We start from the raw sequence: 21,077 nt of genomic DNA on the forward strand, positions 1-21,077 counted from the left end.
CCAGCAGGACGAGGAGCCGCTGTCCTCCGGGACGAGCGGCACCGCGACCCGACCAGCGGCGTGGCACCGGTGCCGGCCGGCACCCGTGCGGCCGGCGCCCCGCCCGACCAGGGAGAACACATGAGCGAGCACGAGCACGAGATCGACATGAGCGGCTTCGACGAGGCGCTGGCCGCCTCCGGTGACCAGCCGGCCGCCGAGGCCGACGACGCCACGCGGCAGCTGGCCGAGCGCACCGAGGACCTGCAGCGGGTCACCGCCGAGTACGCGAACTACCGGCGGCGGGTCGACCGCGACCGCACCCTGGTCGTCGACCAGGCGGCCGAGCGCTTCGCCGCCCAGCTGTTCCCGGTCGTCGACGACATCGAGCGCGCCCGTGACCACGGCGACCTGACCGGCGCCTTCAAGGTGGTCGCCGACCGCGTGCTGGGGCTGCTCGACGGGCTCGGCGTCGTCACCTTCGGGGTGCCCGGCGACCCGTTCGACCCCGCGCTGCACGAGGCGGTGCTCAGCGACACCTCCCCGGAGGTGACCGTCCCGACCATCACCACGGTGCTGCGCCCGGGCTTCCGGCGCGGCGACCGTGTGCTGCGCACGGCCATGGTCGGGGTGACCGAGCCCGAGACCCCGGCGGCCCAGCCGGCCGCCGTCGTCGACGGCGAGATCGACCAGCCGGGCCCGGCCGCCGGCTGAGCACGACCACCCGGCGGACTCCGCCCCCGGTACACGGGGGCGGGGCCCGCCCGTCAGCACTGCAGAGAGGAGGCGCCTGATGAGCAGCACCCGGGACTTCATCGAGAAGGACTACTACGCGGCCCTGGGCGTCGCCAAGGACGCCGACGCCGCGGCCATCAAAAAGGCCTACCGGCAGCTGGCCCGTGAGCTGCACCCGGACAAGAACCCGGACAACGCCGCGGCCGAGAAGCGCTTCAAGGAGGTCTCCGAGGCCTACGACGTGCTCTCGGACCCCAAGCGGCGGCAGGAGTACGACGAGGCCCGCCGGCTGTTCGGCTCCGGCGGGTTCCGGCCCGGCGCCGGTGGCTCGGGCGGCTTCCCCGGTGGGTTCCCCGGGGGCGGCGCGGGCGGCGGCCAGGCCTTCGACCTCGGCGACATCTTCGGCGGTGCCGGGGCGCCCGGCGCCGGCGGCCGCGCCGGGGGGCTCGGCGACCTCTTCGGCGGTCTGTTCACCGGTGGCGCCGGAGCACCCGGTGGTGCCGGCGGCACCCGTGGCCGTACCGCGGGCACCGGCCCGGCCCGCGGGCAGGACGTCGAGACCGAGGCGACCCTGGCCTTCGACGAGGCCGTCCTGGGCGTGACCGTGCCGCTGCGCATGCAGAGCCCGGGCACCTGCGGCACCTGCTCCGGCAACGGCGCGCGCCCGGGCACCAGCCCGCACACCTGCCCGGTCTGCAACGGCGCCGGCGTCACCAGCCGCAGCCAGGGGGCCTTCGCCTTCTCCGAGCCCTGCAAGGAGTGCCGCGGCACCGGCTCCGTGGTCGACGACCCGTGCCCGGAGTGCAAGGGCAGCGGCGTCACCAACCAGACGCGCACCATCACCGTCCGCATCCCAGCCGGGGTCAAGGACGGGCAGCGCATCCGGCTGGCCGGCAAGGGCGCCCCGGGGCGGCGCGGCGGACCGGCCGGGGACCTCTTCGTCGTCGTGCACGTCACCGGCTCGGAGCTGTTCGGCCGCACCGGCGACGACCTCACCCTCACCGTGCCGGTCTCCTTCGCCGAGGCCGCTCTCGGGACGACGCTGACCGTGCCCACTCTCGACGGCTCGGTCTCGCTCAAGGTGCCCGCCGGCACCGCCAGTGGCCGCACCTTCCGGGTCCGCGGCCGTGGCGTGGTCGGCAAGGCCGCCGTGGGCGACCTGCTGGTCACCGTCGAGGTCGCCGTCCCGGCCCGGCTGACCCCCGGCGCCCGCCAGGCGATCGAGGAGCTCGCCGCGGAGCTGCCCGACGACCCGCGGCCGGAGATCACCGACATGCTGCGGAACGGAGGTGCCCGATGACCCTGCCCGACGCGGGGCGGTCCTTCGCCGAGGACGCACCCGTCTTCGTCATCTCGGTCGCTGCCGAGCTGGCCGGGATGCACGCGCAGACGCTGCGGCAGTACGACCGGCTGGGCCTGGTGCGGCCGGGGCGCACGGCTGGCGGTGGCCGCCGCTACAGCCCGCGCGACGTCGCGCTGCTGCGCGAGGTGCAGCGGCTGAGCCAGGAGGACGGCGTCAACCTGGCCGGCATCAAGCGGATCATCGAGCTGGAGTCCCGGGTCGAGGCGCTGCAGGCCCGGGTGGCCGAGCTGCTCGTCGAGCTCGACGTCGCCGAGACCGGCCGGATCGCCGCCGAGGCCGCCGTGTCGGCCACCTACCGGCGTGACCTGGTGCCCCGGACGTCCAGTTCGGCGCTGGTGGTCTGGCGCCCCGGGGGTCATCCGTGACAGGTTCCGGGAACGCACAGTCCGCCCCGAGCGTGGAGAACACCGTGACCGTCGACAGCGCAGCACGCACCGACGCCGGGAGCGCCTCCGGCGAGGTCCTCCGGACCGGCGACAGCCATGAGGCCTTCGTGACCCTCGAGCGCGAGGTCGCACTGCTGCTCCGTCGCGGCCGGGCGATCCAGGCCCGGCTCGCCGGGCAGCTGCACCACGAGCTGGACGGCGCCGCCTACGGCCTCCTCGTCCTGCTCGACGACGCCGGCCCGCTGCGCGCAAGCGACGTGGTGGCCCGCCTCGGCCTGGACAAGAGCACGGTCAGCCGGCAGGTGGCCTCGCTGGTCGACCTCGGGCTGGTCGACCGGGCCGCCGACCCCGACGACGGCCGCGCGCAGGTGCTGTCGACCTCGGAGGAGGGGCACGCCCGGCTCAGCGAGCTGCGCGACGCGCGCCGCGCCCGCTGGGAGGCCGACCTCTCCGGCTGGGACACCACCGACGTCGCCACGCTCGCCACGCTGCTCGGCCGGCTCAACCGCCTCGGCGAGGCGCGCGAGGCCGAGTTGAAGCAGCTCTCGGCCCCCGACCGCCCGTAGGTCCGGCGCCGGGGCGCGCACGGACGCCGCGAGGGCGCTGGTCGATCCGCCCGGCCGCTCCTGGGGTGGGCCGGTGCGCGCGCCGTGGACCCGCCCCGACGTCCCGGCCGGTCCACCGGCGCCAGGGAGAGCTCCTCAGCGCGAGACGGGGTCGAGGTGGCCCGGGTCCAGCGAGGCGAGGTCCTCCCTCGTCGGGGCCGCCTCCCAGTCGCCCTCGGTCAGGCAGGCCAGCGCTCCGCAGCGGATGGCGGTGTCGAGCCGGGCAGCGACGTCCTCACCGTCCACCAACGAGGCGAGCCAGCCCGCGACGAACGCGTCCCCCGCGCCGACCGTGTCGACGGCCGACACCCGGAACGCGCCCTGGCGCAGGCGGTCGCCGTTCGCGGTCGCGGCGATCGCGCCGGCCTCGCCGAGCTTGACCACCGCCTGCTGGGCACCGAGCGCGAGCATCGCGTCGAGCTGCCGCTCCGGGTCGCTCTCGCCGGTGAGCAGCTCGGCCTCGTCGTTGCCGGCGAAGAGCAGGTCGGCGCGCTCGGCGAGGGCGAGGTAGCCCTCTCTCGTCCGGTCGAGGTCCTCGACGAGCGTCGCGCGGTGGTTCACGTCGAACGACACGAGCGTCCCGCTCGCGCGCGCGAGGTCGACGGCGTGCATCGCAGCAGCCCGGGGGGCCTCGCCCAACGCCACCGAGATGCCGGTCACGTGCAGCACCGTCGCCGAGGTCACGACGTCGGCCGGGACGTCGGCCGGTGACAGCCGACTGCCGGCCTGCCCGCGCCGGTAGTAGGTGATGCGGCTGGCGCCGGGGCGCACGCGCTCCTTGAGCATGAGCGCGGTCGTCACCGTCGACTCCCTCGCCGCGTGCACGGCCACGCCCTCGGCGCGCAGTTCGCGCGCGATCATCGCCCCGACCGCGTCCGCGCCCAGGCGGCCGATCCATGCGGCCGAGCCCCCCAGCCGGGAGACCCCGATCGCGACGTTGCTCTCGGCGCCGCCGAACGTCAGCCGCATCCGGTCGCCGCGCGAGAGGTGCCCCGTCTGCTCCCCGACGAGCAGGCCGAGGCTCTCGCCGAGGACGACGACATCAGCGGGGGAGGTGCTCACCCGGCCACCTCGACGGCCTCGCGGGCGCGGGCGGCGACGGCCTCGACGCCCTCCGCCGCGGCCTGCGTGATCCAGCTGCCGCTCACCGCGAAGACGCTGGCCCGCGCGAGGTAGTCGGTGAGGTTGCCGGGGGAGACGCCGCCCGACGGCATGAAGCGGACGTCGCGGAACACCGACGCGTACGCATCGATCAGCGACAGCCCGCCGAACACCCCGGCCGGGAACAGCTTCAGTCGCGTGAGCCCGGCTGCGCGGGCGCGCTGCACCTCGGTGGGCGTGATCACGCCGGGCACCATCGGCACGCCGGCCGCGTGCGCGAACGCGATGACCTCGACGTCCAGACCGGGGCTCACGAGGAACTGCGCGCCCGCGTCGACGGCCGCCCGCGCCTGATCGGCCGAGAGCACCGTGCCCGCGCCGACGAGCAGGTCGCCGCGCTCGGCCAGGCGCCGCACCGCCGTCATGCCGAACTCGCCCCGCAGCGCCACCTCGACGACGGGGAGCCCGCCGGCGACGAGGCCCTCACCGATCGCCTCGATCGTGTCGGGGTGCGACACCGAGGCCAGCGGCACCACCCGGTGGGTGAACAGCCGGTGGTCCTCGCTCATCGTCCGAGCCACCCGCCGTCGACCGGGAGGACCACGCCGGTGACGTAGTCCGAGGCGGGCGAGGCCAGGAACACCGTCGCGCCACCGAGGTCGCTGGGCTGGCCCCAGCGGGCAGCGGGGATGCGCGCGAGGATCGCCTCGGACCGTTCGGGGTCGCCGCGCAGCGCCTCGGTGTTGTCGGTGGAGATGTAGCCGGGGGCGATCGCGTTCACCGTCACGCCGAACGGCGCCCACTCGTTGGCGAGCGCCTTGGTCAGTCCGGAGATGCCCGACTTGGCCGCGGCGTAGCCGGGGACGTTGATGCCGCCCTGGAAGCTGAGCAGGCTCGCGGTGAAGACCACCTTGCCGCGCCCGCGCTCGACCATCGACCGGCCGATCTGCTGCGTGAGCACAAACTGGCTGCTGAGGTTCACGTCGAGCACCTCGTCCCACCACTCGAGGGGGTGCTCGGCCGCGGGGGAGCGGCGGATGGTCCCGGCGTTGTTGACGAGGACGTCGGTGCGGCCGGCCACCTCCGCGCCGAAGGCGGCGACGGCCGCACGGTCGCGGAAGTCGACGCGGTGACCCTCGAACGCGCGGCCGAGTGCGCGCACGCGGCGGCCGATCTCGCCGCCGTCCTCCTCCTGGCCGGCGGAGGCGGCGATGATGTCGGCGCCCGCGACCGCGAGCGCCTCGGCCATGGCGAACCCGATGCCCCGGCGTGCGCCGGTGACGACGGCGGTGGAGCCGGTGAGGTCGAACATCGCGGTCATGCTGGTGGTCCCATCTGGCGGTCGGTCGGTGAGAGGTCAGTGCTGGACATCGATGAGGACCTTCATCGACTCGGCGCGGGCGAGGCTCTCGAACGCCTCGGCGGTGCGCTCGAGCGGCACGGTCGCGGTGATCAGCTCGTCGGCGGGGATCGCTCCGCGCGCGATCAGGGCGATCGCGTGCTCGAAGTCCTCGCGCTCGTACACGCGCGCGCCGATCAGCTCGAGCTCGCGCCAGAAGACCCGGTGCAGGTCGATCGGCACGGGGCGTGGGTGGATCGCGACCATGACGACACGGCCCCGGGTGCGGGCGTGCGCCGTCGCCTCGAGTGCGGTCGCGGCGACGCCGGCGACCTCGAACACCACGTCGACTCCCGCATCACCCGTGAGCTCCTGCACCCGCGCGGCGAGGTCCTCCTCGACCGGGTCGACGACGGTCGCACCGTGCCGGGCGGCGAAGGCGCGACGTCCGGCGTTGGGCTCGCTGAGGACGACGTGCGCGCCGGCCTGGGCGGCGACCAGGGCGATCAGCTGACCGATCGGCCCGCCACCGATGATCAGCGCGGTCTCGCCCTCGGTCAGCCGTGAGCGGCGGACGTCGTGCGAGGCGACCGCGAGCGGCTCGACCAGGGCCGCGTGTTCCAGCGACATCCCGGCGGGCAGGGGGACGACGACCGACTCGGGCACCGTCCACAGTTCCTGCATCGCGCCCGTGGTCTCGATGCCGACGAAGGCGAGGCGCTGGCAGATGTGCTGGTGGCCCGCGCGGCAGGCGGGGCAGTCGCCGCACCAGTCCAGGGGCATGACGGTGACGGGGTCGCCCGGCCGCACGCTCCCGACCCCGTCGCCGACGGCCTCGACGGTGCCGCTCATCTCGTGGCCGATCGCCTGCGGCGGGTTCACGCGGTGGTCCATGTCCCCGTGCAGGATGTGCAGGTCGGTGCCGCAGATGCCGCAGTAGGCGACGCGGATCTGCACCTGACCCGGACCCGGGCCGGTGACGGCGTTGTCCCTCACCTCGATCCGGCCCGCACCGGCGTAGGCCGCGGCCCGCCCTCCGCCCGTGTACTCGCGAGCTCCCACCAGGACTCCCCTCCGAGCGCTGTCGACACGCGCTGAGCACGCTGCCGGTCACGAGAGTGGAACACAGTTCCGTGAAAAGTTCCATCTGGTGAAACCAGGTTCCGTTTGCGTAGAGTGCACCCAGGTCGACGCGCCGGCTCAAAGGTGACCGGCGCCGAATCGAGAAGGAGTCCTCATGCTTGGGCAGAAGCGCATCGCGAGCGTCGTGGCCACCGGAGCGGTCCTCGCCCTCACCCTGGCGGGCTGCGGCTCCGAGTCCGGCGAGGGCGGCGGCGGGGACACCCGGGTCTTCCGGGTGGCCTTCAACCAGAACGAGGCGCACCCGCAGGCCAAGGCGATCCTCGAGCTGTCGGACAAGCTGGAGGCGGAGACCGGCGGCCGCTACCGGCTCGAGCTGTTCCCCGACGGCACGCTCGGCTCGCAGGAGGCCACCATCGAGCAGGTCCAGTCGGGCACCATCGACTTCGCCTTCGTCGCCGGCTCGCTGCTGGAGAGCCTCGAGCCCGACTTCTCGGTGGTCAACCTGCCCTACGTCTACGAGTCCCCCGAGCACCAGCTCGAGGTGCTCAACGACCAGGCGGTCGTCGGCGAGCTGTACGACTCGCTCTCGCAGGACAACATCGAGGTGCTCGCCGCCTACCACGGCGGTGTGCGCAACGTGTACACGGACAAGGCGGTCGAGACCCCCGCGGACCTCGCCGGTCTCAAGATCCGGGTGATCGGCTCGGACACGAACGTCCGCATGATGGAGCTCATGGGCGGCGTCGGCACCCCGATGGCCCAGGACGAGGTGTACACCGCGATCCAGTCCGGCGTCATCGACGGCGGCGAGAACAACGAGCTCATCTACTCGTCGCTCTCGCACGACGAGATCGCCCCGTTCTACTCCTCCACGGGGCACCTGATGATGCCCGACTACCTCATCGCCAGCCCCAACACGTGGAGCTCGCTCGACGAGGAGACGCGAGGCGTCTTCGAGGGGCTCCTCGCCGAGTCGATCGACAGCGAGCTCGCCGCCTTCGACGCCGCCGTCGAGACGGCCCGGGCCGACGCCGAAGCGGCCGGCGCGACGTTCGTCGAGTCGGATGCCGACGCGTTCCGTGAGGTCGTGCTCCCGCTCCACGACGAGCTGGTGACGACCGAGCGCCAGCAGCAGGTGTACGACGCCATCGAAGCCGCTCGCGGCTGATCCCGGCCGTCCCCTCGACCGGAGGAAGTCCATGACCGTCGTCCGCCGCTGGCTCGATCGCACCCTGCGGGCCCTCTGCGTCGTCCTGTTCGCCGTGCTCGTGCTGCTCGTGGTCTGGCAGGTCTTCACCCGCCTCGTCCTGGACGCACCGAGCGCGTGGAGCGAGGAGGCCGCGCGCTACACGTTCGTCTGGGTCAGCCTGATCGGCATCTCCATCGCGATCGGCGAGAAGGCGGACGTCGTCATGGACTTCGTCGTGGAGAAGCTGCCGGTCCCCTGGCAGCGGGTCGTCGACGTCCTCGCCTACCTCACGGTGCTCGCCTTCGCGAGCTACGTGATGATCTTCGGCGGCATCGAGCAGTCGAGGCGGGCGTGGGAGCAGACGAACCCGCTGCTGCCCCTCACCCAGGGCCAGCTCTCGCTCGCGCTGCCGATCTCCGGAGCCCTGATCATCTTCTACCTGGTCCTGCACATCGCCCACGCCCTGTCCCGCGACTTCGCGGGCCGCGAGGGCTTCCACGAGGACCCGAAGGCGGCGACCGCATGATCGACCCACTCGTCATCGGGCTGGTCCTCATCGCCGGCCTCGTCGTCCTCCTGGCCATCGGGGCGCCGGTCTCGATCGCCATCGGTCTGCCCTCGACCGTCTGCCTCATGCTGGTGGCGGGCTTCGACAACGGGGCCATCACCTCCGCCCAGCAGATGCTGCGCGGCGCGAACTCCTTCGCGCTGCTGGCGATCCCGTTCTTCGTGCTGGCCGGGGTCATCATGAACAACGGGGGGATAGCCGAGAGGCTGGTGAACCTCGCCCGCGTGCTGGTCGGGCGCGCGCCGGCATCGCTCCTGCAGAGCAACGTCATCGCCAACACGATCTTCGGCACCGTGTCGGGCTCGGCGGTGGCCACCGCGGCCGCGGTCGGCTCGACCATGACGCCGATGCTCCGGCGGAGCGGGTACGACCCCGCGATGTCGGCGGCCACGAACGTCAGCTCGGCACCGGCGGGGATGCTGATCCCGCCCAGCAACACGCTCATCATCTACTCGCTGGCCGCCGGTGGGACCTCGGTGGGGGCGTTGTTCCTGGCCGGCTACGTGCCCGGCCTGCTGTGGGCCCTGGGGTGCGCGGGCGTCGTCCACTTCTACGCGCGCCGCCACCCGGACCTGAAGGGCCAGTCGTTCCCCGGCTGGGGCGTCCTCCTCACCACCGTGCTGCAGGCCCTGCCCTCGCTCGGGCTCATCGTGGTCGCCATCGGCGGCATCGTGGCCGGCTTCTTCACGCCCACCGAGGGCTCGGCGATCGCGGTCGTCTACGCGCTCCTGCTGTCGTTCGTCTACCGCACGATCAAGGTGCGCGACCTCGGCGGCATCCTCTACGACGCCTGCCGCACGAGCGCGATCGTGATCTTCCTGATCGCGGTCTCGTCGATCATGGGCTACATCCTCACGTACGCGCGGCTGCCCCAGCTGATCGCCGAGTCGCTTTTCGGCTGGACCGACTCCAAGGTCGTCGTGCTGTTGATCATGATGATCGTGCTCCTGGTCATCGGCATCCCGCTCGACCCGACGCCGGCCCTGCTGATCTTCGTGCCGATCTTCCTGCCGATCGCCGTCTCCTTCGGCGTCGACCCGGTGCACTTCGGGATCATGATGGTCTTCAACCTCTCGATCGCCGTGATCTCGCCACCTTCCGCTCCGGTGCTCTTCGTCGGCACCCAGGTGGCCCAGACGAGGCTCGAGCCGGTCATCAGGCGGATGGTGCCCTTCCTCGTCGTGCTGATCGTCATGTTGTTCGTCGTCGTCTTCGTGCCCGACGTGTCGCTGTGGCTGCCGCGCCTGGCCGGCCTCGTCGAGTGACGTCCGGTCCCCCCGTCCGACACCACCTCTCAGGAGACGCAGTGCCTTCCACCATGCGCGGCCCCGTTGCCGCCGACCAGGTCCCCGGGTTCTCGCAACAGGACCTGCGCGACCGGTTCCTGATCGAGGACCTGCTGGTCGCCGGCCGTCAGGTCACCGTCCCCACGCACTACGACCGCGTGGTCGCCGTCGGGGTCGTGCCCACCGACGGCGACATCGAGCTGACCCCCGTCCCGGAGATCCGCTCCGAGCACTTCCTCGAGCACCGCGAGATCGGCATCGTCAACGTGGGCGGGCCCGGCAGCATCCGGGCCGGCGGTGAGACGTACCCGATGGAGCGCGAGGCGGTGCTGTACCTCGGCCGCGGCACGCGGGACGTCGTCTTCGCCTCCGACTCCGCCGGGGACCCGGCGAAGTACTACGGCTTCTCGGCGCCGGCGCACACCGAGCACCCGTCCCGGCTGGGCCGCCCCGGCGAGGGCACGGTGCGCGAGCTCGGTGACCAGTCGACCTCCAACCGCCGGTCGCTGCGCCAGGTCGTCCACGAGGACGGCATCCGCAGCTGCCAGATCGTCATGGGCGTCACCCGCCTGCACCCGGGCAACATGTGGAACACGATGCCCGCGCACACGCACGAGCGCCGTACCGAGTTCTACCTGTACTTCGACGTGCCCGAGGACGCGCGCGTGCTGCACCTGATGGGCGAGCCGAGCGAGTCCCGCCACCTGCTCGTGGCCGCCGAGCAGGTGGTCATGTCGCCGAGCTGGTCGATCCACTCGGGCGTCGGGTCGCAGGCCTACGCTTTCGTCTGGGCGATGGCCGGCGAGAACCAGTCGTTCGACGACATGGACAGCGTGCCGATCACCGAGCTGACCTGACGAGCGGGCGGGTACGACAGATGAGCGCACGCGGAGAGGCGACGATGGAGCTGCTGACCGATCGGCGGGACCTGCCCTCGAACGCCTCGCACAAGCTGCTCCAGGTGCTCGAGGCGGCGCTGCTGCAGGAGCGCTTCACCGACATCGTCGACCACACCGGCCTCGCCAAGTCCACGGTGCACCGTCTCGTCGCGACCCTGGTGGAGGAGGGCTTCCTCTCCGGGGACGCCGAGCACGGGTACCGGGCCGGCCCGCGGTTCATGTCGCTGGCCGGCCGGGTGCTCACCGAGACCGACATCACCCAGGTCGCCCAGCCCGTGGTCGACCGGCTCGTCGCCGAGGTGGACTGCACGGTGCACGTCGGGGTCCGGGCCGGCGACGAGATGGTCTACGTCATCCGCACCGACTCCTCGAAGCCCTACCGCATGCGCTCGCGCATCGGGCTCGCGATCCCCATGCACTCGACCGGGATGGGGAAGGCCGTCATGGCCACCTGGACCGACGAGGAGGTCGCCGACTACGCCGAGCGCACCGGGCTCCCGTCGCGCACGGCTACGACGGTCCGAGACGTCGACTCGCTCCGCCGCGTGCTCGACGTCGTGCGGGCGCGCGGCTTCGCTCTCGACCTGGGGGAGAACGAGGACGGCACCGTGTGCGTGGCGGCGGCGATCCACGACAGCACGGGCCGGGCCACGCACGGGCTGTCGATCTCCTCGATCGCCCTCGAGCACCCGGGACTGTCCATCGAGGCGCTCGCCCCGCAGGCCGCTGCTGCCGCCGCCGACATCTCGCGGCTGCTGGGGCACCGCCGCCGGTGAGGTGACCGGAGTGGGTCCGCCGCGGGGTCGTCGTCCCCTCCGCGCGCGGCCCGGTGTCAGGGCATCCGCTCGTAGGCGGGCACGGTCAGGAAGTCGGAGTACTCGTCGGCCAGCGCGAGCCGGCTGAACAGCTCCCGCGCCTCGTCCCAGCGGCCGGCGGCGAACGTGTCGCCCCGGGCGGCGGCGATGGCGGCCATCTCCTCCTCGACCACCCGCTGCACCAGCTCGGTGGTGACCTGCTGCCCGTCGGCCAGCGTGACGTCGTTGTGCAGCCACTGCCAGACCTGGCTGCGGCTGATCTCGGCGGTGGCGGCGTCCTCCATCAGGCCGTTGATGCCCGCGGCGCCGGCCCCGCGCAGCCACGACTCCACGTACTGGATGCCGACGCTCACGTTGGCCCGCAGCCCCGCCTCGGTGGCCTGGCCCGGCGTCGAGCGCACGTCCAGCAGCTGTGCGGCGGTCACCGCGACGTCCTCGCGGAGCCGGTCGAGCTGGTTCGGCCGGTCGCCGAGCACCCGGTCGAAGACGGCCATCGCGGTGGCGACCATGCCGGGGTGGGCGACCCACGAGCCGTCGAAGCCGTCCTCGGCCTCGCGCGTCTTGTCCTCGGTGATCTTGCCGTAGGCGAACTCGTTGCGGGCCGGGTCCTTGCTGGGGATGAACGCCGACATGCCGCCCATCGCGTGCGCGCCCCGCTTGTGGCAGGTGCGCACCAGCAGCTCGGTGTAGGCCCGCATGAACGGCACCGTCATCGAGATGGAGTTGCGGTCGGGCAGCGTGAAGTCCGCGCCCCGGGTGCGGAAGGTCTTGATGACGCTGAACAGGTAGTCCCAGCGGCCGGCGTTGAGCCCGGCGGAGTGCTCGCGCAGCTCGTAGAGGATCTCCTCCATCTCGAACGCCGCCGGGTAGGTCTCGATCAGGCAGGTGGCCCGGATCGTGCCGCGCGGGATGCCGAGGTGGTCCTGGGCGAGGACGAACGCGTCGTTCCACAGCCGCGCCTCGAGGTGGCTCTCCATCTTCGGCAGGTAGAAGTACGGGCCCTGCCCGCGGTCGACCTGCTTCTGCCCGCAGGCGGCGAGGTAGAGCGCGAAGTCCACCAGGCTGCCGGAGGTCGGCTCGCCGTCCACGGTCAGGTGCTTCTCCGGCAGGTGCCAGCCGCGGGGGCGCACGATGATCGTGGGCAGCTCGTCGTCGGGCTTCAGCTCGTACCGCTTGCCGGCCGGTGAGGTGAAGTCGATGGTGCGGTCGATGGCGTCCATCAGGTTCAGCGGGCCGTTGACGACGTTCTCCCACAGCGGTGAGTTGGCGTCCTCCTGGTCGGCCAGCCAGCACCGGGCGCCGGAGTTGAGCGCGTTGACCGTCATCTTGCGGTCGGTCGGGCCGGTCATCTCCACGCGGCGGTCGACCAGCCCGGGCGCCGGGGGCGCGACCCGCCAGGAGTCGTCGGCGCGGATGGCGGCGGTCTCGGGCAGGAAGTCCAGCGTGCCGCCGGCGGCCAGCGCCGCCACCCGGTCCCGCCGGGCGCGCAGCCGCTCCTGACGGCGGCCCTCGAGCTCGCGGTGCAGCAGGGCGACCAGGCCCAGCGCCCGCGGGGTGAGCACCTCGTCGAACCGCGGCCCCATCGGGCCGGTGACCTCCACGCCGTCGACCGTGCTCATGGCGCTCCCCGGTGTCTGTCGCCGGCCGGCGCCGGCAGCTGTGCTGCGGAACGTAGCGGGTCGGCCCGCCCGGGGCGACGGCCGCCGCGCTGAGGCACCACTCACCCGACCGCTTGTTGCATGGAACAACGACCAGGGTCAAGATGGTTGCTGTCTACATGTACCGGTCGACGGAGCCGGTACCGACCGAGCGGAGGACGTCGTCGTGCACCTGACCCAGGACACCTCCGAGCAGCTCGGCGCCGGCCTCGTCCGGCTGGTCCGCACGGCCAAGCAGCTCGGTCACCGGGTCGCCACCGACCTCTATGGCGACCTGCCCTCCTACGGCTGGGCACTGCTGGTGCCGCTGGAGCAGGACGGGCCGCAGCGGTGCAGCGCCCTGGCCTCGGCCGCGCGCATCGACGTGTCGGTGGCCAGCCGGCAGGTAGCCGCCCTGGAGCGCGCCGGCTACCTCGAGCGACGTCCCGACCCGGTCGACGGGCGGGCCAGCCTGATCAGCCTCAGCGCCGCCGGGGCCGCTGCGCTGGCCCACACCCGCGACGTCCGCAGCCACTGGACCCTCGAGGCCCTCGACGACTGGACCGAGGAGGAGGCCCGCCGGTTCACCGAGCAGCTCGGTCGGCTGGCCGACGGCCTCGACCGCGCCGCCCGCCGGTCGCCCTCCCGCCCGGCCGACTGACCCCGGCGCCCGCCCCGGCGGGCCGCCGACCCGCACCACCAGGACCACCCCTCAGGAGAGACGCAGATGAGCAGCCCCGCACCCGTCCGGCCCGCCGCCGGCCCCGTCGCACCCGCGGTCGAGGCGCCGGCGCAGCAGCAGGGCCGGATGACCCACAAGCAGATCCTCAGCGCACTGTCGGGGATGTTGCTGGCGATGTTCGTCGCCATCCTGTCCTCGACGGTCGTGTCGAACGCGCTGCCGACGATCATCACCGACCTGCGGGGCAGCCAGTCGCAGTACACCTGGGTGGTCACGGCGACCCTGCTGGCCTCCACCGCCTCCACCCCGATCTGGGGGAAGCTCGCCGACCTGTACAGCAAGAAGCTGCTGCTGCAGATCTCGATCGTCGTCTTCATCGTCGGGTCGATGCTGGCCGGGCTCTCCCAGTCGGTGCCCACCCTCATCGGCTGGCGTGCGCTGCAGGGGCTGGGCCTGGGTGGCCTGACCGCGCTGGTGCAGATCGCGATGGCCGCGATGATCAGCCCGCGTGAGCGGGGCCGGTACTCCGGGCTGCTCGGTGGCGTCTTCGCCATCGGCACCGTCGCCGGCCCGCTGATCGGCGGGCTGCTGGTCGACACGTCGTGGCTGGGCTGGCGCTGGTGCTTCTACGTCGGCGTGCCCTTCGCCGTCGTCGCGCTCGTGCTGCTGCAGCGCACCCTGCACCTGCCGGTGGTCAAGCGCTCGGTCTCCATCGACTACCTGGGTGCGGGCTTCCTCACCGCCGGCGTCTCGGCCCTGCTGATCTGGGTCAGCATGGCCGGGCACCAGTTCGCCTGGGCCTCGCTGGAGACCGTGCTGTTCCTCGCCGGCGGGGTGCTGGCCATCGTGGCCTTCGTCGTCACCGAGCTGCGGGCGGCGGAGCCGATCGTCCCGCTCCGGCTCTTCCGCGACCGGACGACGACGCTGGCGATCGTGGCCAGCACGGTCATCGGTGTGGCGCTCTTCGGGTCCACCGTCTTCCTCGGCCAGTACCTGCAGATCTCCCGCGGCTACTCGCCGACCGCGGCCGGGCTGCTGACCCTGCCGATGATCGGCGGGCTGGTGGCCTCCTCGACCATCTCCGGCATCCTGATCTCCCGCCACGGCCGGTGGAAGGCGTTCCTCGTCGTCGGGTCGGTGCTGGTCGCCCTCGGCTTCGGGCTGCTGGGGACCATCGACCACACCACCGACATGCTGCTGCTCGGCGTCTTCCTCGCCGTCCTGGGCATCGGGATCGGCCTGACCAACCAGAACCTGGTGCTGGCGGTGCAGAACACCGTCGCCGCCCGCGACCTCGGTGCGGCCAGCTCCGCGGTGGCCTTCTTCCGCAGCCTCGGCGGCACGATCGGCGTCTCGGTGCTCGGTGCCGTGCTCAGCGCCCGGGTCAGCACCCTGATCCAGGGCGGTCTGGCCGACGTGCCGGGCGCCGCTGCCTCGGCGGGCTCCCAGGACATCGGGCTGGCCAGCCTGGCCGACGCCCCTGCCCCGCTGCAGGAGCTGATCCGGGCGTCCTACGGCGACGCCACCGGCCGGATCTTCGCCGTCGCCGCCGTCCTGTCGCTGATCTCCATCGTGGCCATCGCCTTCATCCGGGAGGTCGCGCTGCGCACGGAGTCCGGGGACGAGCGCATGCAGGACGACGCCGAGGGCAGCACCGCAGCCGTCGACGCCGAGTTGGCCGGCGCGGCCGCGCGGTCCCGCGCCTGACGAAGGACCCCCTCGCCCCCCACCACTCGCAAGCTCGCGGCGGGACCCTGCGAGGGGGCCTGACCCTCACCCCCCACCACTCGCAAGCTCGCGGCGGGACCCTGCGAGGGGGCCTCACCCTCACCCCCCACCACTCGCAAGCTCGCGGCGGGACCCTGCGAGGGGGCCTCACCCTCACCCCCCACCACTCGCAAGCTCGCGGCGGGACCCTGCGAGGGGGCCTGGCCCTCACCCACTCCGGTGGGGGTTGCACGACGAAGGCCCGTCTCCCCGGTGGGGAGGCGGGCCTTCGTGGTGTCCGGGGCCCCCGTCAGGTGACGAGGCGGCCGGGGTGGCGCGTCAGGCGAGTGCGGCGTCCAGGGTGATGTCGACGCCGGTCAGGGCCTTGCTCACCGGGCAGCCGACCTTGGCGGCCTGGGCTGCCTTGTCGAAGCCGTCGGCGTCCAGGCCGTCGACCTCGCCGCGGACGGTGATCTTGATGCCGGTCAGCCGGAAGCCGCCGTTGTCCTTGTCCGGGCCGAGGGAGACGTCGGCGGAGACCTCGAGGCTCTCCACGGTGCCGCCGGCCTCGCCGATGACGGCGGACAGCTGCATCGCGAAGCAGGCCGAGTGGGCCGCGGCGATGAGCTCCTCGGGGCTGGTGGTGCCCCCGGCCTCGTCAGCGGCGCGCTTGGGGAAGCTGACGTCGTAGGTGCCGACCTTGGAGCTGGACAGCTCGACCTGGCCGGAGCCCTCCTGGAGAGAGCCGTTCCATGCGGTGCGTGCGGTGCGGGTGGGCATCGGGCCTCCTGGTCTCGTGGTGACCCCACGGCGCGCAGGTGCGCCGCGGTCGGTCACCGTCCTCGTCGTGCACAACCGTTGCGCAGCGGCGCTGTTCCCGCCACCGCGCTCCGGGCGCTGTGGCAGCATCCCGGTCCTGGGGTGTGGGTCCCCGCGCGTGGTCGCCGGTCGCTCGTGCCCTCGCGGCGCGGGTGCCGGCGCAGGGCGTTCTCGACGAGGAGGGGCGCATGTCCGACGGGCGCGACAGGCCGGCAGCCAAGCAGGACCACGCCGACCGGGTGGACGACGACGGCGGGCGTCCCGCCAGGTGGAAGCTCGTCGGGCCCGGCCTCGTGGTGGCAGCCACGGGTGTGGGTGCCGCCGACATGGTCGCCACCCTGGTGGCCGGCTCGCGCTACGGCTACGGGCTGCTCTGGGCCGTCGTCCTGGGCGTCGTCCTGAAGATCGTCCTGGTGGAGGGCGCCGGACGGTTCACCCTGGCCACCGGGTACACCATCTTCGAGGGCTGGCGCTCCCTCGGCCGCTGGACCACCTGGTACTTCGCCCCCTACGTGATGATCTGGGGCTTCGTCTACGGGGCCACGGCGATGTCCTCCGCCGCGCTGCCCCTGGCCGCACTGTTCCCCGTCCTCCCCCTGTGGGCCTGGGCGATCGCCATGGGGCTGCTCGGGTTCGTGATGGTGTGGTTCGGCCGGTACGAGACCTTCGAGAAGATCACCGCGGCGCTCGTCGGGATCATGTTCGTCACGGTCGTCGGTCTGGCGGTCATCGCCGCTCCCGGCATCCCGGACGTGCTCGCCGGCCTGGTCCCCCGGGTCCCCGGGGGCGGCATCCTCTACACGCTGGCGCTCGCGGGGGGCGTGGGCGGCACCATCACCCTGGCGGCCTACGGCTACTGGCTCCGGGAGAAGGGCTGGTACACGCCCAAGTGGATGAAGGTCATGCGGATCGACAACCGCATGGCGTACGTCATGACCGGGGTCTTCGTGGTCGCCATGCTCATCGTCGGTGCCGAGGTGGTCCGGGCCGCGGGGGTGAGCCTGAGCGCCGGCGACGAGGGGCTGCTCGACCTGTCGACCGTCCTGCGCGACGAGTACGGGGACGTGGTCGGGGTCGGCTTCCTGGTCGGCTTCTGGGCAGCGTCGTTCTCGTCGATCATCGGCGTCTGGAACGGCGTCTCCCTCATGTTCGCCGACTTCTGGGGCAACATGCGCGGGAAGGAGTCCGGCCACCCGGACACGCGGGTGGGGGGCAGGTACTTCAAGTTCTACGTGCTCTGGCTGACGTTCCCGCCGATGGTCCTCTTCGCGCTGGGCCAGCCCATCGGGCTCATCCTGGCCTACGGGGTGCTGGGATCGCTCTTCATGCCGTTCCTGGCGATCACCCTGCTCGGGCTGCTCAACGGCAGGCGGATCCCGGCAGAGCACGCGAACAAGCTGGGCAGCAACATCGCCCTGGGGGTCATCGCGCTGATCTTCATCGTGCTGGGCGTCAACCAGCTCGTGAGCGCCCTGCGTCCGGTCCTCGGCGGGTAGCGAGCGGTCGCCGACAGCTGCGCCGACCCCCTGCCCGGTCCGAGGTCCGGACGGGGCAGGGGGTCGGCGGGAGGTGCGCTGCGCTCAGGCGCGGACGTCGGCCTTGGGCTGGGTGACGCGCTCGGTGACGATGCGGAGCTGGTCGCGCAGCTCGGCGAACTGCTCCTCGTCGAGGTCGAGGGCGTCGATCATGGCCGCGTTGACCGCGAAGGCCGGCTCGTGCAGCGCGCGGCCGGCGTCGGTGAGCCGCACGGAGACCGAGCGCTCGTCGTCGGTCCGGCGGTGCCGGGTCACCAGACCCGCGGCGGTGAGCCGCTTGAGCAGGGGGGAGAGCGTGCCGGAGTCCAGCGCCAGGCGGCTGCCCAGCTGGCCGACCGTCTGCCCGTCCTCCTCCCACAGCAGCATGAGGACCAGGTACTGGGGATAGGTGATCCCGAGCTGGTCCAGCATCGGCCGGTAGCGGGCGGTGACCGCCCGCGAGGCGGCGTAGAGGGCAAAGCAGAGCTGGTCGTCGAGAGCCACGCTCGGCGACGGGGTGTCCGTCATGTGCACCAGAGTAGGGCGCGACCGAAGAAGAGGACGTCGTGTCGTTGTGATCCGTGACCAGTGGTGCGCCACAGTCTGGAGTCGAGGGTCCTCCCGGACCGTGGTCCGACGACCTCGGGTTGAGCGGAACACGCTCAACTCCTGCGCCGTTGGACCACCGGAACGCCCCGTACCGCAGGAAGGACACCCGCACCGACCATGGCGCAGAACAAGCTCACGACCCGCGCGCAGGAGGCCGTCGCCGCCGCCCAGCGACTGGCGGTCGACCGCGGGCAGCCCGCGCTCGAGCCCCTGCACCTGCTGATCGCCCTCCTCGAGCAGTCCGACGGCATCGCCGGGCCGCTGCTGCAGGCGACCGGCGCCGACCCGGCCGACGTCCGCGCCAAGGCCGACGCCGCGCTGCGCCGGATGCCCAGCGTCTCCGGCTCCAACCTGGCCGCGCCGTCGCCGTCCCGTGAGTTCCTCCGGGCGGTCAACGCGGCGGGGGAGCAGGCCGGCGCCCTGGGCGACGAGTACGTCTCCACCGAGCACCTGCTGGTGGGCCTGGCCTCCACCGACGGCGAGGCCGGCGCGGTGCTGACCGGCGTCGGCGCGACCCGCGAGGCCCTGGTCGCCGCCTTCCGCTCGGTGCGCGGCAACCGCAAGGTCACCACCGCCGACCCGGAGAACACCTACCAGGCGCTGGAGAAGTACGCCGTCGACCTCACCGAGCGCGCCCGCGAGGGCCGGATGGACCCGGTCATCGGCCGGGACACCGAGATCCGCCGGGTCGTGCAGGTCCTCTCCCGGCGCACGAAGAACAACCCGGTGCTGATCGGCGAGCCCGGCGTCGGCAAGACCGCGATCGTCGAGGGCCTGGCCCAGCGGATGGTGGCCGGCGACGTCCCGGAGAGCCTCAAGGGCAAGCGGCTGATGGCGCTGGACCTGGGCGCGATGGTCGCCGGGGCCAAGTTCCGCGGCGAGTTCGAGGAGCGGCTCAAGGCCGTCCTGCAGGAGATCACCGACGCCGCCGGCCAGATCGTCACCTTCATCGACGAGCTGCACACCATCGTCGGCGCCGGCGCGAGCGGCGACTCCGCGATGGACGCCGGCAACATGATCAAGCCGATGCTGGCGCGCGGTGAGCTGCGGATGGTCGGGGCCACGACCCTCGACGAGTTCCGTCAGCACATCGAGAAGGACCCGGCCCTGGAGCGCCGCTTCCAGCAGGTCTTCGTCGGCGAGCCCACGGTCGAGGACACGATCGGCATCCTGCGCGGGCTCAAGGAGCGCTACGAGGTCCACCACGGCGTCCGGATCACCGACGGCGCCATCGTCGCGGCCGCCACGCTGTCCGACCGCTACGTGACCGCGCGCTTCCTGCCCGACAAGGCGATCGACCTGGTCGACGAGGCCGCCAGCCGGCTGCGGATGGAGATCGACAGCCGGCCGGTCGAGGTCGACGAGGTCGAGCGGGTCGTGCGCCGGCTGGAGATCGAGGAGATGGCGCTGGGCAAGGAGGACGACCCCGCGTCCCTGGCCCGGCTGGCCACCCTGCGCGAGGAGCTGGCCGACCGCCGCGAGGCCCTCGGTGAGCTGACCGCGCGCTGGCAGCAGGACAAGACGGCCATCGACCGCATCCAGCGCACCAAGGAGGAGCTGGAGGCCGCCCGCACCGACGCCGAGCGCGCCGAGCGGGACGGCGACCTGGCCCGGGTCGCCGAGCTCCGCTACGGCCGGATGCCGCAGCTGGAGAAGGAGCTGCAGGCGGCCGAGGCCTCGGTGGCGGCCGGCGACTCCATGCTCAAGGAGGAGGTCCACGCCGACGACATCGCCGAGGTCGTCCAGGCCTGGACCGGGATCCCGGCGGGCCGGCTGCTGGAGGGCGAGACGCAGAAGCTGCTGCGGATGGAGGACGAGCTCGCCAGGCGGGTCGTCGGGCAGCCCGACGCCGTCCGCGCGGTGGCCGACGCCGTCCGCCGGGCGCGTTCCGGGGTGGCCGACCCCGACCGGCCCACCGGGTCGTTCCTCTTCCTCGGACCCACCGGCGTGGGGAAGACCGAGCTGGCCAAGGCGCTGGCGGAGTTCCTCTTCGACGACGAGCGCGCCATGGTGCGCATCGACATGAGCGAGTACTCCGAGAAGCACTCGGTGGCGCGGCTGGTCGGGGCCCCGCCCGGCTACGTCGGCTACGAGGCCGGCGGGCAGCTCACCGAGGCCGTGCGGCGCCGTCCGTACACGGTGGTGCTGCTCGACGAGGTGGAGAAGGCGCACCCGGACGTGTTCGACGTGCTCCTGCAGGTGCTCGACGACGGCCGGCTCACCGACGGGCAGGGCCGCACGGTCGACTTCCGCAGCACGATCCTGGTGCTCACGTCCAACCTCGGCTCGCAGGTCATCGCCGACCAGTCGATCCCCGAGGAGGCCAAGCGGCAGGCCGTGCAGGACGTCGTCCGCGCGCACTTCAAGCCCGAGTTCCTCAACCGACTGGACGACGTGGTCACCTTCCGCGCGCTGGGCACCGACGAGCTGGCCGGCATCGTCGACATCCAGGTCGGCGTGCTCGCCCGGCGGCTGGCCTCGCGCCGGCTCACCCTGGAGGTCAGCGACGCGGCCCGGGAGTGGCTCGCGCTCAACGGCCTCGACCCGGTCTACGGCGCCCGGCCGCTGCGCCGGCTGGTGCAGTCCTCGATTGGCGACCAGCTGGCCCGCGCCCTGCTGTCCGGCGAGATCCGGGACGGTGACCGGGTGCTGGTCGACTGGCCGGCCGACGTCACCGCCGGCGATGCCGGGCTCAGCGTGACCCGCGGCTGACCCCGCCCGGCACGACGAGGGCCCGCCGACCGCAGCTGCGGTCGACGGG

The 21,077-nt window shown here is 72.8% G+C and carries 20 protein-coding genes; 13 read left to right on the forward strand and 7 right to left on the reverse strand.

Going from position 1 to position 21,077, the window contains the following annotated elements:
• Positions 1–120: 120 nt before the first annotated feature.
• The 4 genes from grpE (at position 121) to O2W14_RS02715 (ending at position 3,029) form a co-directional block, all read left to right on the forward strand.
• Positions 121–693 carry a nucleotide exchange factor GrpE gene (gene grpE, locus O2W14_RS02700; protein WP_269174551.1) on the forward strand — a complete coding sequence of 191 codons (573 nt, stop codon included), beginning with the start codon at positions 121–123 and terminating at the stop codon, positions 691–693.
• A gap of 79 nt (positions 694–772) precedes the next feature.
• Entirely contained in the window at positions 773–2,014 is a 1,242-nt protein-coding gene (dnaJ, locus tag O2W14_RS02705) for a molecular chaperone DnaJ (RefSeq protein WP_269174552.1), read from the forward strand.
• The gene (locus O2W14_RS02710) at positions 2,011–2,442 is read left to right on the forward strand and encodes a heat shock protein transcriptional repressor HspR (protein ID WP_269174553.1); all 432 of its coding nucleotides are present in this window, start codon (positions 2,011–2,013) and stop codon (positions 2,440–2,442) included. The genes dnaJ and O2W14_RS02710 overlap by 4 nt, the downstream gene beginning before the upstream one ends.
• A gap of 44 nt (positions 2,443–2,486) precedes the next feature.
• Positions 2,487–3,029, forward strand: a complete 543-nt coding sequence (locus O2W14_RS02715; protein ID WP_269174554.1) for a MarR family winged helix-turn-helix transcriptional regulator — start codon at positions 2,487–2,489, stop codon at positions 3,027–3,029.
• Between the two features lie 135 nt (positions 3,030–3,164).
• Here the strand turns inward: O2W14_RS02715 and O2W14_RS02720 are convergent, their stop codons facing one another.
• From O2W14_RS02720 to O2W14_RS02735, 4 genes are read right to left on the reverse strand one after another with little or no spacing between them, the layout of a single operon-like run.
• Positions 3,165–4,130 (reverse strand): sugar kinase, encoded by a 966-nt coding sequence (locus tag O2W14_RS02720; protein WP_269174555.1) that lies wholly within the window; start codon positions 4,128–4,130, stop codon positions 3,165–3,167.
• The gene (locus O2W14_RS02725; protein ID WP_269174556.1) at positions 4,127–4,738 is read right to left on the reverse strand and encodes a bifunctional 4-hydroxy-2-oxoglutarate aldolase/2-dehydro-3-deoxy-phosphogluconate aldolase; all 612 of its coding nucleotides are present in this window, start codon (positions 4,736–4,738) and stop codon (positions 4,127–4,129) included. Before O2W14_RS02725 ends, O2W14_RS02720 begins: the two co-directional genes overlap by 4 nt.
• Complete coding sequence (locus O2W14_RS02730) at positions 4,735–5,490, reverse strand: SDR family oxidoreductase (protein ID WP_269174557.1); 756 nt, start codon at positions 5,488–5,490, stop codon at positions 4,735–4,737. The genes O2W14_RS02725 and O2W14_RS02730 overlap by 4 nt, the downstream gene beginning before the upstream one ends.
• A 36-nt stretch (positions 5,491–5,526) precedes the next feature.
• On the reverse strand, positions 5,527–6,570 hold the full coding sequence (locus tag O2W14_RS02735; RefSeq protein WP_269174558.1) for a zinc-dependent alcohol dehydrogenase: 1,044 nt from the start codon (positions 6,568–6,570) through the stop codon (positions 5,527–5,529).
• 175 nt (positions 6,571–6,745) lie between these two features.
• On the opposite strand from O2W14_RS02735, the gene O2W14_RS02740 reads away from it, so the two are divergent.
• Genes O2W14_RS02740 through O2W14_RS02760 form a run of 5 tightly spaced genes read left to right on the forward strand, consistent with a single transcriptional unit; the run spans position 6,746 to position 11,309 of the window.
• On the forward strand, positions 6,746–7,759 hold the full coding sequence (locus O2W14_RS02740; protein ID WP_269174559.1) for a TRAP transporter substrate-binding protein: 1,014 nt from the start codon (positions 6,746–6,748) through the stop codon (positions 7,757–7,759).
• Between the two features lie 31 nt (positions 7,760–7,790).
• On the forward strand, positions 7,791–8,306 hold the full coding sequence (locus O2W14_RS02745; protein ID WP_269174560.1) for a TRAP transporter small permease: 516 nt from the start codon (positions 7,791–7,793) through the stop codon (positions 8,304–8,306).
• Positions 8,303–9,613 carry a TRAP transporter large permease gene (locus O2W14_RS02750; RefSeq protein ID WP_269174561.1) on the forward strand — a complete coding sequence of 437 codons (1,311 nt, stop codon included), beginning with the start codon at positions 8,303–8,305 and terminating at the stop codon, positions 9,611–9,613. The genes O2W14_RS02745 and O2W14_RS02750 overlap by 4 nt, the downstream gene beginning before the upstream one ends.
• 41 nt (positions 9,614–9,654) lie before the next feature.
• Entirely contained in the window at positions 9,655–10,491 is an 837-nt protein-coding gene (gene kduI / locus O2W14_RS02755) for a 5-dehydro-4-deoxy-D-glucuronate isomerase (RefSeq protein ID WP_269174562.1), read from the forward strand.
• 20 nt (positions 10,492–10,511) lie between these two features.
• Positions 10,512–11,309 (forward strand): IclR family transcriptional regulator, encoded by a 798-nt coding sequence (locus O2W14_RS02760; protein WP_269174563.1) that lies wholly within the window; start codon positions 10,512–10,514, stop codon positions 11,307–11,309.
• 56 nt (positions 11,310–11,365) lie between these two features.
• Here O2W14_RS02760 and aceB read toward each other — a convergent pair whose 3' ends face one another.
• On the reverse strand, positions 11,366–12,967 hold the full coding sequence (aceB, locus tag O2W14_RS02765) for a malate synthase A (RefSeq protein ID WP_269174564.1): 1,602 nt from the start codon (positions 12,965–12,967) through the stop codon (positions 11,366–11,368).
• 205 nt (positions 12,968–13,172) lie between these two features.
• Here aceB and O2W14_RS02770 point away from each other — a divergent pair, with 205 nt between their 5' ends.
• Positions 13,173–13,646: a MarR family winged helix-turn-helix transcriptional regulator gene (locus O2W14_RS02770; protein ID WP_269174565.1), complete on the forward strand. Its 474-nt coding sequence runs from the start codon at positions 13,173–13,175 to the stop codon at positions 13,644–13,646.
• A 66-nt stretch (positions 13,647–13,712) separates the two neighbouring features.
• A complete protein-coding gene (locus O2W14_RS02775; RefSeq protein ID WP_269174566.1) occupies positions 13,713–15,374 on the forward strand; it encodes an MDR family MFS transporter in 1,662 nt (553 codons plus the stop codon).
• Positions 15,375–15,713: 339 nt separating this feature from the next.
• Here the strand turns inward: O2W14_RS02775 and O2W14_RS02780 are convergent, their stop codons facing one another.
• The gene (locus O2W14_RS02780; protein WP_269174567.1) at positions 15,714–16,154 is read right to left on the reverse strand and encodes an OsmC family protein; all 441 of its coding nucleotides are present in this window, start codon (positions 16,152–16,154) and stop codon (positions 15,714–15,716) included.
• A 227-nt stretch (positions 16,155–16,381) separates the two neighbouring features.
• On the opposite strand from O2W14_RS02780, the gene O2W14_RS02785 reads away from it, so the two are divergent.
• Positions 16,382–17,689: an Nramp family divalent metal transporter gene (locus O2W14_RS02785; RefSeq protein ID WP_269174568.1), complete on the forward strand. Its 1,308-nt coding sequence runs from the start codon at positions 16,382–16,384 to the stop codon at positions 17,687–17,689.
• Between the two features lie 84 nt (positions 17,690–17,773).
• Here O2W14_RS02785 and O2W14_RS02790 read toward each other — a convergent pair whose 3' ends face one another.
• Positions 17,774–18,235, reverse strand: coding sequence for a MarR family winged helix-turn-helix transcriptional regulator (locus tag O2W14_RS02790; RefSeq protein WP_269174569.1), 462 nt, complete (start codon positions 18,233–18,235; stop codon positions 17,774–17,776).
• A gap of 198 nt (positions 18,236–18,433) precedes the next feature.
• Between O2W14_RS02790 and clpB the strand changes: the two genes are divergently transcribed.
• Entirely contained in the window at positions 18,434–21,028 is a 2,595-nt protein-coding gene (gene clpB / locus O2W14_RS02795; RefSeq protein ID WP_269174570.1) for an ATP-dependent chaperone ClpB, read from the forward strand.
• The last annotated feature ends 49 nt before the right edge of the window (positions 21,029–21,077 follow it).

Source organism: Modestobacter sp. VKM Ac-2986, from assembly GCF_026967795.1.
Lineage (GTDB): Bacteria > Actinomycetota > Actinomycetes > Mycobacteriales > Geodermatophilaceae > Modestobacter.